Annotated in this window: 20 protein-coding genes; 3 read left to right on the top strand and 17 right to left on the bottom strand. The window is 52.5% G+C overall.

What is annotated here, in order from left to right; all coding sequences use genetic code 11:
• Window positions 1-8: 8 nt before the first annotated feature.
• The 10 genes from DWY95_RS00090 to DWY95_RS00135 form a co-directional block, all read right to left on the bottom strand.
• A complete protein-coding gene (locus DWY95_RS00090) occupies window positions 9-875 on the bottom strand; it encodes a VirB6/TrbL-like conjugal transfer protein, CD1112 family (protein WP_118551380.1) in 867 nt (288 codons plus the stop codon).
• 210 nt (window positions 876-1,085) lie between these two features.
• Window positions 1,086-1,301: a Maff2 family mobile element protein gene (locus tag DWY95_RS00095; RefSeq protein WP_055186938.1), complete on the bottom strand. Its 216-nt coding sequence runs from the start codon at window positions 1,299-1,301 to the stop codon at window positions 1,086-1,088.
• Between the two features lie 135 nt (window positions 1,302-1,436).
• A complete protein-coding gene (locus tag DWY95_RS00100) occupies window positions 1,437-3,203 on the bottom strand; it encodes a VirD4-like conjugal transfer protein, CD1115 family (RefSeq protein WP_118551382.1) in 1,767 nt (588 codons plus the stop codon).
• Window positions 3,200-3,664 carry a PcfB family protein gene (locus DWY95_RS00105; protein WP_118551384.1) on the bottom strand — a complete coding sequence of 155 codons (465 nt, stop codon included), beginning with the start codon at window positions 3,662-3,664 and terminating at the stop codon, window positions 3,200-3,202. Before DWY95_RS00105 ends, DWY95_RS00100 begins: the two co-directional genes overlap by 4 nt.
• 24 nt (window positions 3,665-3,688) lie before the next feature.
• Window positions 3,689-4,120, bottom strand: coding sequence for a DUF3846 domain-containing protein (locus DWY95_RS00110; protein WP_118551386.1), 432 nt, complete (start codon window positions 4,118-4,120; stop codon window positions 3,689-3,691).
• Window positions 4,053-4,244, bottom strand: a complete 192-nt coding sequence (locus DWY95_RS00115) for a hypothetical protein (RefSeq protein WP_118551388.1) — start codon at window positions 4,242-4,244, stop codon at window positions 4,053-4,055. Before DWY95_RS00115 ends, DWY95_RS00110 begins: the two co-directional genes overlap by 68 nt.
• An 8-nt stretch (window positions 4,245-4,252) precedes the next feature.
• Window positions 4,253-4,675 carry a hypothetical protein gene (locus DWY95_RS00120; protein ID WP_118551390.1) on the bottom strand — a complete coding sequence of 141 codons (423 nt, stop codon included), beginning with the start codon at window positions 4,673-4,675 and terminating at the stop codon, window positions 4,253-4,255.
• A gap of 64 nt (window positions 4,676-4,739) precedes the next feature.
• Window positions 4,740-5,672, bottom strand: coding sequence for a ParB/RepB/Spo0J family partition protein (locus DWY95_RS00125; protein ID WP_118551392.1), 933 nt, complete (start codon window positions 5,670-5,672; stop codon window positions 4,740-4,742).
• Window positions 5,629-6,462 (bottom strand): ParA family protein, encoded by an 834-nt coding sequence (locus DWY95_RS00130; RefSeq protein WP_187116952.1) that lies wholly within the window; start codon window positions 6,460-6,462, stop codon window positions 5,629-5,631. Before DWY95_RS00130 ends, DWY95_RS00125 begins: the two co-directional genes overlap by 44 nt.
• A complete protein-coding gene (locus DWY95_RS00135; protein ID WP_118551396.1) occupies window positions 6,462-7,331 on the bottom strand; it encodes a DUF6017 domain-containing protein in 870 nt (289 codons plus the stop codon). Before DWY95_RS00135 ends, DWY95_RS00130 begins: the two co-directional genes overlap by 1 nt.
• A 587-nt stretch (window positions 7,332-7,918) precedes the next feature.
• Between DWY95_RS00135 and DWY95_RS00145 the strand changes: the two genes are divergently transcribed.
• Window positions 7,919-8,170 carry a DUF6061 family protein gene (locus DWY95_RS00145; protein ID WP_118551398.1) on the top strand — a complete coding sequence of 84 codons (252 nt, stop codon included), beginning with the start codon at window positions 7,919-7,921 and terminating at the stop codon, window positions 8,168-8,170.
• On the opposite strand, the gene DWY95_RS00150 is transcribed toward DWY95_RS00145, so the two are convergent.
• On the bottom strand, window positions 8,070-8,675 hold the full coding sequence (locus DWY95_RS00150) for a MerR family transcriptional regulator (protein ID WP_337995341.1): 606 nt from the start codon (window positions 8,673-8,675) through the stop codon (window positions 8,070-8,072). The genes DWY95_RS00145 and DWY95_RS00150 overlap by 101 nt on opposite strands.
• A 117-nt stretch (window positions 8,676-8,792) precedes the next feature.
• On the opposite strand from DWY95_RS00150, the gene DWY95_RS00155 reads away from it, so the two are divergent.
• Both DWY95_RS00155 and DWY95_RS00160 read left to right on the top strand, forming a co-directional pair.
• Window positions 8,793-9,332 (top strand): flavodoxin family protein, encoded by a 540-nt coding sequence (locus tag DWY95_RS00155; protein WP_118551400.1) that lies wholly within the window; start codon window positions 8,793-8,795, stop codon window positions 9,330-9,332.
• Window positions 9,332-10,084 carry a carboxymuconolactone decarboxylase family protein gene (locus DWY95_RS00160; RefSeq protein ID WP_118551402.1) on the top strand — a complete coding sequence of 251 codons (753 nt, stop codon included), beginning with the start codon at window positions 9,332-9,334 and terminating at the stop codon, window positions 10,082-10,084. Before DWY95_RS00155 ends, DWY95_RS00160 begins: the two co-directional genes overlap by 1 nt.
• Before the next feature lie 3 nt (window positions 10,085-10,087).
• On the opposite strand, the gene DWY95_RS17280 is transcribed toward DWY95_RS00160, so the two are convergent.
• From DWY95_RS17280 to DWY95_RS16945, 6 genes are all read right to left on the bottom strand, one after another.
• Window positions 10,088-10,567, bottom strand: coding sequence for a hypothetical protein (locus DWY95_RS17280; RefSeq protein ID WP_243082487.1), 480 nt, complete (start codon window positions 10,565-10,567; stop codon window positions 10,088-10,090).
• Window positions 10,568-10,704: 137 nt separating this feature from the next.
• Complete coding sequence (locus DWY95_RS00170) at window positions 10,705-11,580, bottom strand: hypothetical protein (RefSeq protein WP_118551404.1); 876 nt, start codon at window positions 11,578-11,580, stop codon at window positions 10,705-10,707.
• Between the two features lie 12 nt (window positions 11,581-11,592).
• A complete protein-coding gene (locus DWY95_RS00175; RefSeq protein ID WP_243082489.1) occupies window positions 11,593-11,916 on the bottom strand; it encodes a hypothetical protein in 324 nt (107 codons plus the stop codon).
• Entirely contained in the window at window positions 11,865-12,071 is a 207-nt protein-coding gene (locus DWY95_RS00180) for a hypothetical protein (RefSeq protein WP_187116946.1), read from the bottom strand. Before DWY95_RS00180 ends, DWY95_RS00175 begins: the two co-directional genes overlap by 52 nt.
• Window positions 12,043-12,477: a plasmid mobilization relaxosome protein MobC gene (locus tag DWY95_RS00185; protein ID WP_118551406.1), complete on the bottom strand. Its 435-nt coding sequence runs from the start codon at window positions 12,475-12,477 to the stop codon at window positions 12,043-12,045. The genes DWY95_RS00180 and DWY95_RS00185 overlap by 29 nt, the downstream gene beginning before the upstream one ends.
• The gene (locus DWY95_RS16945) at window positions 12,474-12,881 is read right to left on the bottom strand and encodes a hypothetical protein (protein ID WP_158577504.1); all 408 of its coding nucleotides are present in this window, start codon (window positions 12,879-12,881) and stop codon (window positions 12,474-12,476) included. Before DWY95_RS16945 ends, DWY95_RS00185 begins: the two co-directional genes overlap by 4 nt.
• Window positions 12,882-13,026: the final 145 nt, after the last annotated feature.

The raw sequence follows: 13,026 nt of genomic DNA on the forward strand, positions 1-13,026 counted from the left end.
CACCTCCTTTAGTGCGCTCCGAGGACGGATTTCGTCACGGAGCTGGTCTTGAACAGGCTGAAACAGAGCAGAATGGTATAGCCCACAATGCTCCAAATGGAGTTGATGGCATCCCCGGAAATCGCCACGCTCTGTATCAGCACTGCGTAAATCGCCACGCAGATGAGGATGAGAAAGCCCTGAAAACCCAGCGCAAACAGACATTTCAGGTAGTTCTGCCCCATGTGGCTCTGCTCATGGTTGCCGAAAGTTGCCATGGGAATGGGCGCAAGGCTTACCATGCAGTAAATTTCAATCATTCTTCCGTAGACGATGACAAAGATCACGATGCTCAATATCCGCATGGTGATGCCGATGAAAAAGGATTGCAGGAAAAGCCCGAACAGGGGGCCAACGTCCATCTGCATAAGGCTGGATTGCAGCATGGATAATCCAATGTCGTTGACACGGGTGTTTCCAGCAATGATGCTGCTGGAATCGGACACCACCTTCTGGGTGACATCGAACACCGCCATCACGATGTCAAAAGTATTGCTGATGAGCCATACCGAAACAGCGGTCTTAAAAATCCAGCGCATGATGAGTGCAGGCTCAAACTGTGCCATGTTGTTGTGCTGAGTGATCATCTCGATCAGCTCGTAACAGGCGATGAAAGTCAGGATGATGCCCGCAATGGGCAGCACCACATTCCGAGAAAGGGCTTCGATCATTGCGAAAACGCGCGGTTCAAAGCTGGAGGGCTTGGTGCCCACCTGCTGGGCGATATTGCCGACCTGCGTGTTCACATCATCAAACAGCCCGCTGAGATTGGACATAATGCCTGCCGTCAGGATGCCTTTGATCCAGTCGGCAATGGCTTTGAGAACGGTTTCCATTCAGTCACCGTCCTTAGCTGAAATGGTTGATAAGGGTCTTGAGCAGGTTCAAGAGAAAAATAATGTGGGTCAAAAACTGCATAATAGCACCGCCTTTCATTGATGGGTGGAGATTCGTACCGCAATGCGCTCCTTATGATAAAGGGCTGTTATCCACAGCAAAGATAGAGCGATTGCGTATGTACAGGCGGGAAAACCCGCCTGCGGCTCTTAGCCGAACAGACCAGACAGCAGAGGAATCAGGGTGATGCCCACCAGAGCGACACCGCCGCCAGCCATGAGCTGCTTCATGCCCTGAGACTTGGAGCCGGGGTTGTCGTTACCATAGCCCTCCAGCAGATTGATAGCACCCCACACGCCGAGACCGGCACCGAGGGCAACAACGAGGGTCTGGAGGACTTCGATAGCAGAGTTAAAGAATTCCATAGTCGTTTCTCCTTTATTTTGAAAAAATTGAAGACCGTCCGTACACACCCGAAACCATAGATGTTGTGCCGCGAACTGCGGCGGAGTAGATTTTCTGGTGTACCTCTCCGGTCAAAAATAAAACCGCCTACCGGGTTAGGCAGACGGGAGCGAATCAGCATCAATCACAACAAATTCATCATTGGGATTGATTTTTTCTTTGCGGTTCAGATATTTTTCAATATCAAAGGTGTTTTTGGGGTCGTAGTCCGAGGTCAGCTTGTAGTTGGGATGCTGGGTCAGGTCGTATTTGTCAGAAAGAAAAGGTCTGACACCACGCAGCTGCAAAATGCACTTGCCGCCGTCCAGCACCGCCAGCTCGTCCCGGCTCAATAATTCGTGCCCCATCTTTTGGAAAGTGGTGCCGTAGCTGGGGCTGTTACCACGGGTGTCCGAGGTGTTGAACGCATCAATCGTTTCTTTTCCCAGCATTTCCGACAGGTCTTTCAGGGTGGTGGGTTCGGAGCCGCCCAGAAAAATCTGGCTGTCCATGTTGCCCACAATGGTATCTGCGTTGTCCTTGTAGATGGCTTTCAACTGGCTTCTCGCCTGCAAAACAAGGCAGGCGGAGATCTCACGGCTGCGAATGGTCGCCACCAGCTTTTCCAGATTGGGAATCTGCCCGATGTTGGCGCACTCGTCGATCAGGCACCGCACATGGATGGGCAGCTTGCCGCCGTACACATCATCTGCTTTATCGCAAAGCAGATTGAAAAGCTGGGTGTAGACCATGCTGATGAGGAAGTTGAAGGTGGAATCCGTGTCCGACATAATGAGGAACAGCGCCGTTTTCTTATCGCCCAGCGTGTCCAGCGCCAGCTCATCGTACATGGTGAGGTCACGCAACTCTTGGATGTCGAAGGGGGCGAGTCTGGCACCGCAGGAAATCAGGATGGATTTCGCAGTCTTGCCGGCAGCCAGCTTGTAAAGTTTATACTGCCGCCCGGCAAAGCTGTTGGGCTTCTTTTTTGCCAGTTCTTCAAACAGCAGATCCACCGGGTTCTGGTATTCCTCGTCGTCCTCCAGCACCTGCATGGTGTTCAGCATTTCCAGCAGTGTGGCGAAGTTTTGCTCCTCCACCGGGGCTTCATAATGCAGATAAGCGATCAGGGCAGTAAGCAAAAGACGCTCCGATTTCTCCCAAAATGGGTCCCCGCCGGACCCTTCACCCTTGGTGTTGGTCATCAGGGTCGTGACCAGTTTCAGAATATCCTTTTCGCTGTGGACATAGGCGAAGGGGTTGTAGTGCATCGACTTTTTGAAGTTGATGGTGTTCAGAATCCTGACCTTGTAGCCGTTTTTCAGAAGTGCGTTCCCACACTCGACCACGATACTACCTTTCGGGTCAGTAACCACATAGGAACTGTGACATTGTAAAAGGTTGGGCTTGAGCCAAAACCGAGTCTTGCCGCTGCCGGAGCCGCCCACCACCAGCACATTTTTGTTCCGGGCATTCTTGGGGTCCGGCGGACGGTTGCTCATCATCAACCGTTCTGTTTTGGTCAGGATGATGTTGTCGGCAAACTTGGGAGCCATGAACGGCTCAATATCTTTCGGAGTGCCCCACCGGGCAGAGCCGTATTCCATGCCGTGGCGGTACTTCTTGGCATTTTTGCCACGCAGATAAACCGCCAGCCGTAACCCTGCGCCGCAGCACAAACCTACCAGCAAATCCAGCGGATACAGGCTGGGCAGAGGGTTTGCAAATGCCACCGGGATGGTGCCCATCATGGACATGATCTTATCGCCCAGTTCCTTGCCCTCGGCAAGCCGCCACGCTTCACCGAAGTTGGTTGCCACAAGCCCCAGCAAAATATAAGGCAGATACAGTGCCAGCCATTTTGTGAGCTTTTTCGTGGTCATAGGCCGCGCTCCTGTTCCTTGTGCCGGACTTTGCCGGGGAGTTCTGCCGCAGCCTGCACCAGCTCCTGCAATCGTGCCAGCACCGAGGGGCGTTTATCCTTGTTCAGCAGGGATGCCGAATACTCCTTGAACGCCGATTGAAATGCTTCTGCATCCGGGGCCTTGAAAAAGACCAGATACCGGGGCGGCACCTCGGAGGTGTCCTTGCGGATGGCGTAGTCGATGCCGTACTTTTTGGCGTACCGCTCTAAGCCACGGATGCCGGTCTTGCTGATCTCCACGCTGGACACACCCCGGTTCTGCCGCAGAAGAGTGCGGACACTTTGCTTACCTTGGGATGTCTTGGACTGGTACAGCCGAAACGCCGCCTTTACCGCCCGCAGGACAGTCCGGGCAGACAGCTTTGTGGTGGAGATCATAATGTTGAATGACTTCTGTTCGATTTCTTCCTGCAATGCCATCACCTCCCGTGCAGCAGGGTGATTTTAGCGGTCATGCTCTGCCGGGGGCTTGGTGCGGGGCTTTTCTGCGGGAGGTTCATCAGGCACCGGCAGCACTAACAGACGGTTGCCCAGCTTCAGAAAGGCTTCCGGCTGATGGAAAAGCTGCTCGTACTTCTGCGCCAGTTCCGGGGGCAGGGATGCAAAATCCTCCTCGCCCAAACCCACCACCAGAAAGTCTCCGGCAACGGCATCATACATTTCTCCGTTTTCATCCCGCAGGGCACGGTTCAGGGGCAGTCCCATGAGCTTGCCCTCGTCATTGCAGATGATGGCCACCGGGTCTGCAAAGGGGTAAACAGCATCAATCGAGCCGCCCACAGCCTGCTGCAAGGCTTTCAGGTCGTTGTCAATCTCGACCTGCTGCGGATGCTGTCCCGGCGCAATTTTCAGCACCGACAGGGTATTTTCTTCCATGCAAATCCTCCTTTCCGTTCAGACTGATTTCGCCGCTCCGTGCCGCCTGCATCAGAGCCGCCACGAAGAAGCCGAAAAAGGCACCTGCTTCAAAAAATGCGAAACCGATAAAAAAGTTCAGCATGGCACACCTCAGTCGATGCAGATGCAGGTCAGCTTCTGCCCATCTGCCATCAGGGTGATGCTATGGCTTGCCAGATACTTCTGGAACAGGTAGACCTCATCAATGGTCAGCGAGATGACCTCGCCGTCCATGTTGGTGCGGACCAGAATCACCGGGCCGGTCAGGTAGTGCTTGCCGCCCATCTTCAGCACCTGCGCCGAGTTGTAGCAGAGCAGCAGCGAGGTGTTGGGAAGGTTCAGGCAGGCATCGTCCTCCTCAAAGCATGGCAGGATGTCGGGAGCCTCGTCCAGCGTGATGACGGTCAGCTCCATGTCCGGGGCAATGGCTGCGAGGTAGACCTCGCCGTCCCGATTTGCCGCCAATGCAGCGCAGATACGCACGTCAATGGTAATCTCCTCGGAGCGGATGGTACGGGTAGCGTTGTTTTTCATAGGCGTTTTCTCCTTTTGTTTGCAAAAGAAAAAGACCCCATCGGGTCTTTCGTTACGGTATGAGTCAGCGTTCATTCTGCCGCTGTTGTTTGCGCTGCCACTGTTCCAGCAGCTTGATGATGGTGTCCTCCATCTGTTTCGGGGTGTAGCTGCGCGGGAAATACTTCCGCAGGGTGTCGTTTTTGATGACCACCTTATCCAGCTCGTCCTTTTTCTCTTCTCCCATGACCGCAAAGGCAACGTCATACGAGAAGTGCCCTTCCTGCGCCAGCTTTTTAAGCCGCTGTGCTTGAGAAAGGGACGGCGCATTCTGGGTGTCTTGCATCGCTTCTAAAAAATCCCGCTGTTGGTTCGTGTCGAGATACGACAATTCCACAGCAGGATTGAAGGAAATCTTTTTTTCGTCCACCATGTCCAGCAGTTCCGGGATAAGGCTGGTCAGGCGGATAAAACGCTGGATTTGCTTATAACTTTCGCCTGTTCCTTCAGCAACAACCTCTGTACTGCGTTTCCCGAAATAATCTGGGACAACTTGTCCCACATTTTTTGGTCGTCCAACAGTTCGTTCGATTGCTTCCAGCTTCATTTTGTAGGCGAAAGCCCTTTCACTGGGCAGGATGTTCTCACGCTGGAGATTACTGTCCACCATAAGCAGAACTGCGGCATCATCATCCATTTGACGGACGATGACAGGCAGGGTTTCCAGCCCGGCAAGCTGTGCGGCGTGCTGACGGCGGTGCCCGGAGATGATCTCGTAGCCACCTTCCGGGCGTGGGCGGGCGATCAGCGGAGACAGCACACCGTACTGCTCTACGCTCTCTACGGTGCGCTGCATGGATTCATCGTCCAAGACCTTAAAGGGGTGGTTTTTGAAAGGGAACAGCTCTCCGATGGGAATCTGCTGCACCTGCTCCCGCTGCTGTTCCTGCCGGGATTCCTCGGTGGAGAAAATGTCATCTGCCCCTTTCAGCGACACGTTTAAGCTGTTTTTCGGCATTCGCCATCACCTCCCTTGTCAGAGATTTATAGGCTTCTGCCACTTTGCCTTTGGGGTCGTGCTGGAAAATGCTCTTACCCACGGCACTGATCTCCGCAGCACGGACAGACCGGGGAATGGTCTGGTCGAACACCTTGATCTTGTTGCCGTAGGTACCTCGAATCAAATTGTCGATCTGCTGTCCATAGTTGGTGCGGCTGTCGGTCATGGTCAGTAGGATACCCTCAATTTTCAGCTTCGGGTTGATCTGCCGTCGGACTTTTTGGACGGTCTGCAAGAGCTGTTCCAAGCCTTTCGCGGACAGGTACTGCGCTTGCACGGGAATCAGGGTAGTATCTGCCGCTGCCAGTGCATTCACGGTCAGCATCCCAAGGGAAGGAGTGCAGTCTAGCAGAATGAAATCGTACTCGTGCTTCGCACCTTCCAGCACCTGTTTGAGCATCTTTTCCCGGTTCATGCAGTTGACAAGGGACACTTCCAGCCCTGCCAGTTCGATGTTTGCCGGAATCAGGTCAACGCCCTCCGCATGGTGCAGAATGCCTTCACCGGGCGGAATACTTTGGTCGTTCGTGGCTTTTACCATCAAGGTGGAAAGGGTAGTGGGCAGTTCATCGGGCTGCTGCCAGCCCATACTGATGGTCAAGCTGCCCTGCGGGTCAGCGTCCACCAGCAGGACTTTTTTGCCCTCCATCGCCAGCCCGATGCCCAGATTTTCGCAAGTGGTGGTCTTGCCGGTGCCGCCTTTCTGGTTGACGATGGCAATCGTGGTTGCTTTCTTTGAAATTTTCATCATCTCCGATTCGCTAAGTCGTGGTTGGTTTGGTTTTGATAGGAAAGCTGCATCGTGGTGGGTGCGTTGTACAGAGAAGCGAGCAGATATTGTTTCATGTTTCGGATCGGGCTGCTGTTCTCTGCAAGGCACTTGAGCACAAAGCGAATATGGTCGGCGTTCAGCTTCATAAACCGGCTGCGTACCACCTCGGCGGGCTTATCGTCCCCAGCAATGCGCAGCATCTTGCGATTGGTGGTGCAGGTGTCAACCAGCAGATCCACGATCTGATAGATGGTATCCTCATCATCCGGGCAGAGCCGGAGAAGAAGGTCCATCTCCAAAGAGCATGAAAAATATTCTTCGAGCAGTTCGCGATTCTTCATCTTCTCCGATTCGTCGGAAAGGATAAGATTCGTATTATTCATCTCTGTTTTATTCTCTTTCTTCTTAATACCTCGTGATTTTACCGGGTCTTGACAAGCGATTTTAGAGCCACAAGAATCGTCATTATCACGATTCTTGACACTCTCCTTTGAAGATTCTGACGAAAAGTTTTTCACATACACCAAACATGGCTTTCCTTGCCCTCGACGTTTTCGTTCAATCAAACCAAATTCTTCAAGTTCCCGGAGTAGTCTGGTCGCTTTGTTGTCTGCGCAACGCAAAGTCCTCTTGACATCCTCAATTGTGAAGATGATGAACACTCGACCTTTTTTGTCAAACCATTCATTTTTAACAGAAAGGCTCATACGGTCAAGCAGGATGCCGTACAGAGTTTTTGCATCGGTTGACAGATCTTGAAACCGCTGCTCCTGAAAAAGAGCCTTTGGAATGCGGAAGAACGAAAAGAGTTCTCCGGCCTGTCCGTAAAAGTAGTCAAGGGTCATACAATTCTGTCAAGGATGAAAAAACAACGATGGTTCATTGACATGGTTGACAAATCCTCCTTATAGATAATTCGTGCAAACAAAAAGCGCAACTTCGATTGATGAAAATCGAAATTGCGCGATGTAACTTAGCTGGGGGAGAAAAGTCATTTGTCGGGGTCGTTTGACCACAATTTGACCACAAAAGGAATGAAACGTCTTGACATCCAATGAAACAGAATGATATAATACATTTGAAATTTAACGATACTGAGTCTAGGCAGTATCGGATTGTACATTGTGTTTTCAAGAGAAGCACAATGGGGTTCAAGAGGCCGTGAGTTCGATTCTCGCCACTCGGACCAAACAAAAATGATCCGAACTTGTTTCCGATAGGAGATGGGTTCGGATTATTTGTTTTCTTCGGAAAATTAGCGTTTGCGAAGCAATGAAAGCCCCAGTGGGGCTTTTAAGCGACGGAACGGTCTGCGTTAGCAGATGGAGGGGCCTTGCCCCGACAAGTTCCACGCAGGTATCCGTGGAAGATAAAATCCGAAATCATAGATTGACCGACACAAACCAGATGATGATTTCAGGAGGACGAGATTATGAAGTACGATGCAAAGGCCTGTCACTTTAACATGGACACCGGCTGTGTGGAGCTGCTGCTCCGGGATGGGAGAATGATCTCCATTGACTGCACCGGGGTCGAGGATGCGCTGGATGTAACCATGGCGCAGCAGACAGAGCTGGATTACCTCATCTGCAATGACCCGCTAGGCTATGCAGATTTGATTCTGAACGGCGAGCCGGAAGAATATCTGCGAAATGTGGCAGGAAGTCACGGATTAGAAGATTAAGAGAAACGCCGTTCCGGAAGCAATCGGAACGGCGTTTTAGCGTTGCTTTTTCATTCTTTGCTCTGCCCCGCAGCTCCTGCCGGATGGCACGGAACCGCTCCGGGACATCCGCATCCGTCATAGCACCGGGGGCATCCACCGTTCCGGCGGCTTTGGCTGTCTCGTAGAACCAGCACTTATACTCCACAGTTTCCAGCGTGTGCTGCAGTTGCTGAATCTGCTGGGTGAGCACCTCTCGCTGATGCTGGAACATTTCCAACCGGGTGTCAATGGTGTCGTCTCCCTGCATGGCAAGCTCGATATACTGACGAATATCTTTGATGGACATTCCGGCTTGTTTCATACAGCGGATGACCTGCAGCCACTCGAAGTCGTTTTCCCGGAACATCCGAATGCCGCCGGAGGAACGCTCCACAAAGGGAAGCAACCCTTCTTTGTCGTAGTAGCGCAGGGTGGAGGCAGGTACGCCCAGCTTTTGCGCCATTTCGCCTACGGTATAGACCATCTGAAACCTCCGTTTTTTCAAAAAGTCCTTGACTTAAAGTGCACTTCAAGTTGTATGATAAGATCAAACTCTATCAACATCATAATGCGGACACGCTCCGCTGTCAAGGAGGTTCCTATGAGCAAGAAGATATTGATTTTGTCAGGCAGCCCCCGGAAGGGCGGCAACTCTGATATCCTGTGCGATGAATTTCTGCGTGGGGCGCAGGACGCTGGGCACAAGGTAGAAAAGATCCGGGTTGCCGAGAAAAAAGTAGCTCCCTGCTCCGGCTGCTACTACTGCAACGCTCACGCTGGTGCCTGCGTCCACAAGGATGATATGGCAGACATCCTGCAAAAGATGATCGACGCCGATGTCATTGTGCTGGCAAGTCCGGTATATTTCTACGCTATCAGTGCCCAGTTGAAGGCAGTGATCGACCGTACCGTGGCACGGTGGCTTGAGGTCAAAGACAAGGAATTCTACTACATCATCACCATGGCGGACGAGGAAAGAGCCTCTGCGGACACTACGCTGGCCTGCTTCCGGGGCTATGCAGACTGTGTAGAGGGAGCCATGGAAAAAGGCACTCTTGTAGCAAGTGGCGTTTACGAGCCGGGTGCGGTGCGCAGTACGCCTGCCATGGCACAGGCTTACGAGATGGGGAGGAACGTATAATGGCAGTAAAACAGACAGCAGGGCGGGATGCTCTGGGCGAATTTGCGCCAAAGTTTGCAGAACTTAACGATGATGTGCTGTTCGGGCAGGTGTGGAGCCGGGAGGACAAGCTCTCCCTCCGGGACCGCAGCCTTGTGACGGTGGTGGCACTGATGGCGCAGGGACTGACGGACTCCTCGTTTCGGTATCACCTGACGGCAGCAAAAAACAACGGTATTACCCGGTGTGAGATTGCAGAGATCCTGACCCATGCGGCATTTTATGCGGGCTGGCCCAAGGCGTGGGCGGCTTTCCGCATGGCCAAGGAAGTCTGGGCAGAGGACGCTGCAGAGGATGCCAAGGCAAAGCACCAGAGTGAAATGGTGTTCCCCATCGGCGCGCCAAACGACGGTTTTGCACCATATTTCAGCGGAAAAAGCTATCTAGCACCCCTGTCCACTGCACAGGCTGGCATTTACAACGTCACCTTTGAGCCGGGCTGCCGGAACAACTGGCACATCCACCATGCTGCAAAGGGCGGCGGACAGATTCTTGTATGCGTGGCAGGCCGGGGCTACTATCAGGAATGGGGCAAAGCTCCGCTGGAGTTGCATCCGGGCGATGTGGTGAACATTCCCCCGGAGGTCAAGCACTGGCATGGTGCTGCACCCGATTGCTGGTTCTCTCATCTGGCCGTGGAAGTGCCCGGTGAAGGCACCTCTAACGAGTGGTGCGAGCCGGTGGCGGAGAAAACCTATGGGATACTGCGGTAACATCTACGAAATGCGCTGACCATAGCAAGACCGTGGCAGAGGTTGTGGTGCAGTGGAAGCATTTTGAAGGCTGCGCTGGATTATAAGATGTGAGCGCACAGCCTTGTACAAAACAAAAACAGGGTGCGCCCCTGAATAGGACGCACCCTGCCATCGCAATTCACGATTTGATTCGTTGGCAACAACCGTAAATTGCATATCGCAAACAAGTTGTTGAGAATTGCACTGCTTGTAAAACTTGCGATTAAATCTACATACGACAGCGATATGTACAACAGGGCGTTCCCCGTCGGAAACGCTCTGTTTTTCTTTGCTGGGGATATGATGGGCCTGCTCTGCCTGCCACGCGGCAAATTCTCTTTGCCCTTCCTCGCTGTTCCAGCAGGCAAGGATGGCTGGGTAGAATGCCCGTGCCAGACGGTCGATGGCTTCATCGGGATAAGGGGAAGTGTTTGTGGACTTTTTCTTTTTGTTCAAACGCACGCTCCTTTGATCGTCCCACCGTGGCAAATTCTGGCGAGAAAATAAAAGTTCCAATTTTTATCAGGCGCAAGGGCGCGGATGCTTTCCGCCCTGCACTTGCGGCTGGTGGCTCGTTGATGGCTTACAAGTGCCTATCGTTATGCGATTTTTTCATCGTTCAGCAGTTCTTCAAACTGTGCCATATATGCCTTATGCTGTTTGAGAATCTTCGTGGTCTCCACTTTCACATAGGCATCATCAGGCACCTTAGGGAGATACTTCATCAGGAAATCAACATCCTGCTGGATTCGCCGGACGGCAGCTTCCAGTGCAGAATAGTTGATTCCGTAGATTTGTTTCTGCGGAGCAGGGCGGTCCTCCGGGTGCAGAATTTCGTGCACGATCTGCTTGCGGTTCGGAAAATCAGCTCTGGCGAGGCGGTGCATATCGGCATCACGGACTTTGAATTGCCCGGACAGGATTTGCTCCTGCATACCGGGCACCATCTGTTCCATGATCTGAACGCCGCGCATAAACTTTTCAGAACGGGCAACGTAGGATTCGCTGACATTGTTCCGCTCTGCAATCTGCTTGCGGATGCTTGCTTCCGCAGAGGTGGGAGGAATTGTGTCAATTTGACACAATTCCTCCGGGGCGGTTTTCTTGGCAGCAGCCGTGTGCTGGTTGTTGCCGTTTCCACCGGGCTTCCGATGCTCTACACTGTACTGCTTTCCAATGAGGAACTTCTTTTGCTCTGGGGTTAAATTGCGCCGCCCCAGTTGATTTTTGCAGATCCAAGCGAGGACTTCTTCTCTGCTTTCAAACGGGAGCGGCATGGTGGAAAAATAAATCTCAGGATGCTTCTGGAGAATGGCATAACGATTGTGTCCATCAACAAGAGTGTTGTTCCAAACGATCAAAGGAGAAATCAGCTTGCCTTCCTTGAGGATATTTTCTTCAAGCTGCTTAAATTCATCATCGGTCAGAGGAGGAATCTGGGACTGGAACTCCGGGTCAATTTTCAGATTGATCATACGCACACTCCTTTATCTCTCCTGCTGCGCCGGTTCTTCCTCCCGGAAAAAGGACGCAACATTCTGCTTTGCGGTTTTCAGTTTGAGCAGTTCCTCTTTAGCTTCCTTGTACTGCTCGTAGAACTTCGCCTTTTCGGATGCCAGCTGCGCATACTCGGCTTCCAGCTTTTTCGGGCTGGGCAGCTTTGTAATGTTGTTTGCCTTGAAATAGGCTGCTGCCGCCCGGTACGCTGTCAGCTCTGCACGGTGCTGCTCCTCAAATGCTGCGGGTCGCTTGGCAGTCTTTACTTGCGGTTTGCCAGCAGACAGGCCGTTGCAAACGAGAAATCGCCACACTCAAGCGTATTGAGCAGGTAGGATTCCCGCAGCTTCGGCTTGCCCTGTTCATCAAGAAGTTGCTTTCCGGTGAACTCGTCATGCTGGTAAACGAGGTACGCTTCGATGGCAGTGTAGTCTGAATTCTTAGAGGCGATATGCTTGAGCGTTGCCATACAGTTCAGCCAGAACTTTCTCGGCGTGCAGCCGAAATGCGGTCAAGTCTGCAAGTTCGTCAAGGATTTTCGCCCGGATCTGCTCGGTGTCTGCGCCGCCGGAGTTGAAGTGCCGTGCGAGTTGGTTGAGGTTGCCGCCCACCCTGCTGCACTGAGCAAGCAGAATGGAAACGGCAGTCAGGGTTTCTTCTCCACCGCCGACAACGACAACAGTGCGCTCGATCTTCGCATTGTGTAGCGCACGGCGGATGAGGGTGGACAGGGAGAGATGAAGGAGTTTTGCGGTTTGTTCGAGTTCCAGTTTTTCACGTTCCGTCACTCGGAACTTGATGACGTGCGTTTTGTTGTTCGGCGTGTCGTGGTGCTGGGAATTGCTAGGGGTCGATTGAACATTCGTTTTGGTCATTGTACCTCCTGTCTGTTCGATAACTCCTCGGTGAAGTTATGTAAGCACGACACGCCGTTCCATTCGTGCCGTAAGGCACGAATGATGAGCAGGGTTTGGGGTTGGACCGCGTTTGCGAAGCGCAGCGCAGCAATGAAAGCCCCAGTGGGGCTTTTAAGCGGCAGCGCGGTCTGCGACAGTAGATGGAGGGGCGTTGCCCCGACAAACGCTACCCCAACAAGATCACTTGGAAAACTCGCAAGAGTTTGAGAAGTGAAGTCACGGATGGACAGAAAATTTTCAAGAATAAAAAATTTGTGGGCACGGGACGGTTCTTGCACTCTACCGCTGCGCTCAAAACGCATTTCCGGGAGTTGTTTCCGAATTGTTAAGACACAAAAATAAGTAGAGGTTGTGCTGCTCATGTAAGGGGGTCACCGTTTGCTTCGAACGAAGTTCCTGCCCCTGTTTGCGCAGCGGCGTTGTCCGGCTCGCTCACGGAAAGTGTGAGGTCATGGCGCAGTAGGGATAAGCTGTAAAAAGAAGCATGGACGCCCCCGAAAAGGAGAG

It is taken from the genome of Faecalibacterium sp. AF28-13AC (genome assembly GCF_003478405.1).
Classification (GTDB): domain Bacteria; phylum Bacillota; class Clostridia; order Oscillospirales; family Ruminococcaceae; genus Faecalibacterium; species Faecalibacterium prausnitzii_E.

Excerpts from the sequence above, each read along its gene's own strand:
- DWY95_RS00090 (WP_118551380.1), bottom strand. The coding sequence starts at position 875 with ATGGAAACCGTTCTCAAAGCCATTGCCGACTGGATCAAAGGCATCCTG.
- DWY95_RS00095 (WP_055186938.1), bottom strand. The coding sequence starts at position 1,301 with ATGGAATTCTTTAACTCTGCTATCGAAGTCCTCCAGACCCTCGTTGTT.
- DWY95_RS00100 (WP_118551382.1), bottom strand. The coding sequence starts at position 3,203 with ATGACCACGAAAAAGCTCACAAAATGGCTGGCACTGTATCTGCCTTAT.
- DWY95_RS00105 (WP_118551384.1), bottom strand. The coding sequence starts at position 3,664 with ATGGCATTGCAGGAAGAAATCGAACAGAAGTCATTCAACATTATGATC.
- DWY95_RS00110 (WP_118551386.1), bottom strand. The coding sequence starts at position 4,120 with ATGGAAGAAAATACCCTGTCGGTGCTGAAAATTGCGCCGGGACAGCAT.
- DWY95_RS00115 (WP_118551388.1), bottom strand. The coding sequence starts at position 4,244 with ATGCTGAACTTTTTTATCGGTTTCGCATTTTTTGAAGCAGGTGCCTTT.
- DWY95_RS00120 (WP_118551390.1), bottom strand. The coding sequence starts at position 4,675 with ATGAAAAACAACGCTACCCGTACCATCCGCTCCGAGGAGATTACCATT.
- DWY95_RS00125 (WP_118551392.1), bottom strand. The coding sequence starts at position 5,672 with ATGCCGAAAAACAGCTTAAACGTGTCGCTGAAAGGGGCAGATGACATT.
- DWY95_RS00130 (WP_187116952.1), bottom strand. The coding sequence starts at position 6,462 with ATGAAAATTTCAAAGAAAGCAACCACGATTGCCATCGTCAACCAGAAA.
- DWY95_RS00135 (WP_118551396.1), bottom strand. The coding sequence starts at position 7,331 with ATGACCCTTGACTACTTTTACGGACAGGCCGGAGAACTCTTTTCGTTC.
- DWY95_RS00145 (WP_118551398.1), top strand. The coding sequence starts at position 7,919 with ATGAAGTACGATGCAAAGGCCTGTCACTTTAACATGGACACCGGCTGT.
- DWY95_RS00150 (WP_337995341.1), bottom strand. The coding sequence starts at position 8,675 with ATGGTCTATACCGTAGGCGAAATGGCGCAAAAGCTGGGCGTACCTGCC.
- DWY95_RS00155 (WP_118551400.1), top strand. The coding sequence starts at position 8,793 with ATGAGCAAGAAGATATTGATTTTGTCAGGCAGCCCCCGGAAGGGCGGC.
- DWY95_RS00160 (WP_118551402.1), top strand. The coding sequence starts at position 9,332 with ATGGCAGTAAAACAGACAGCAGGGCGGGATGCTCTGGGCGAATTTGCG.
- DWY95_RS00170 (WP_118551404.1), bottom strand. The coding sequence starts at position 11,580 with ATGATCAATCTGAAAATTGACCCGGAGTTCCAGTCCCAGATTCCTCCT.
- DWY95_RS00180 (WP_187116946.1), bottom strand. The coding sequence starts at position 12,071 with ATGGCAACGCTCAAGCATATCGCCTCTAAGAATTCAGACTACACTGCC.
- DWY95_RS00185 (WP_118551406.1), bottom strand. The coding sequence starts at position 12,477 with ATGACCAAAACGAATGTTCAATCGACCCCTAGCAATTCCCAGCACCAC.
- DWY95_RS16945 (WP_158577504.1), bottom strand. The coding sequence starts at position 12,881 with ATGAGCAGCACAACCTCTACTTATTTTTGTGTCTTAACAATTCGGAAA.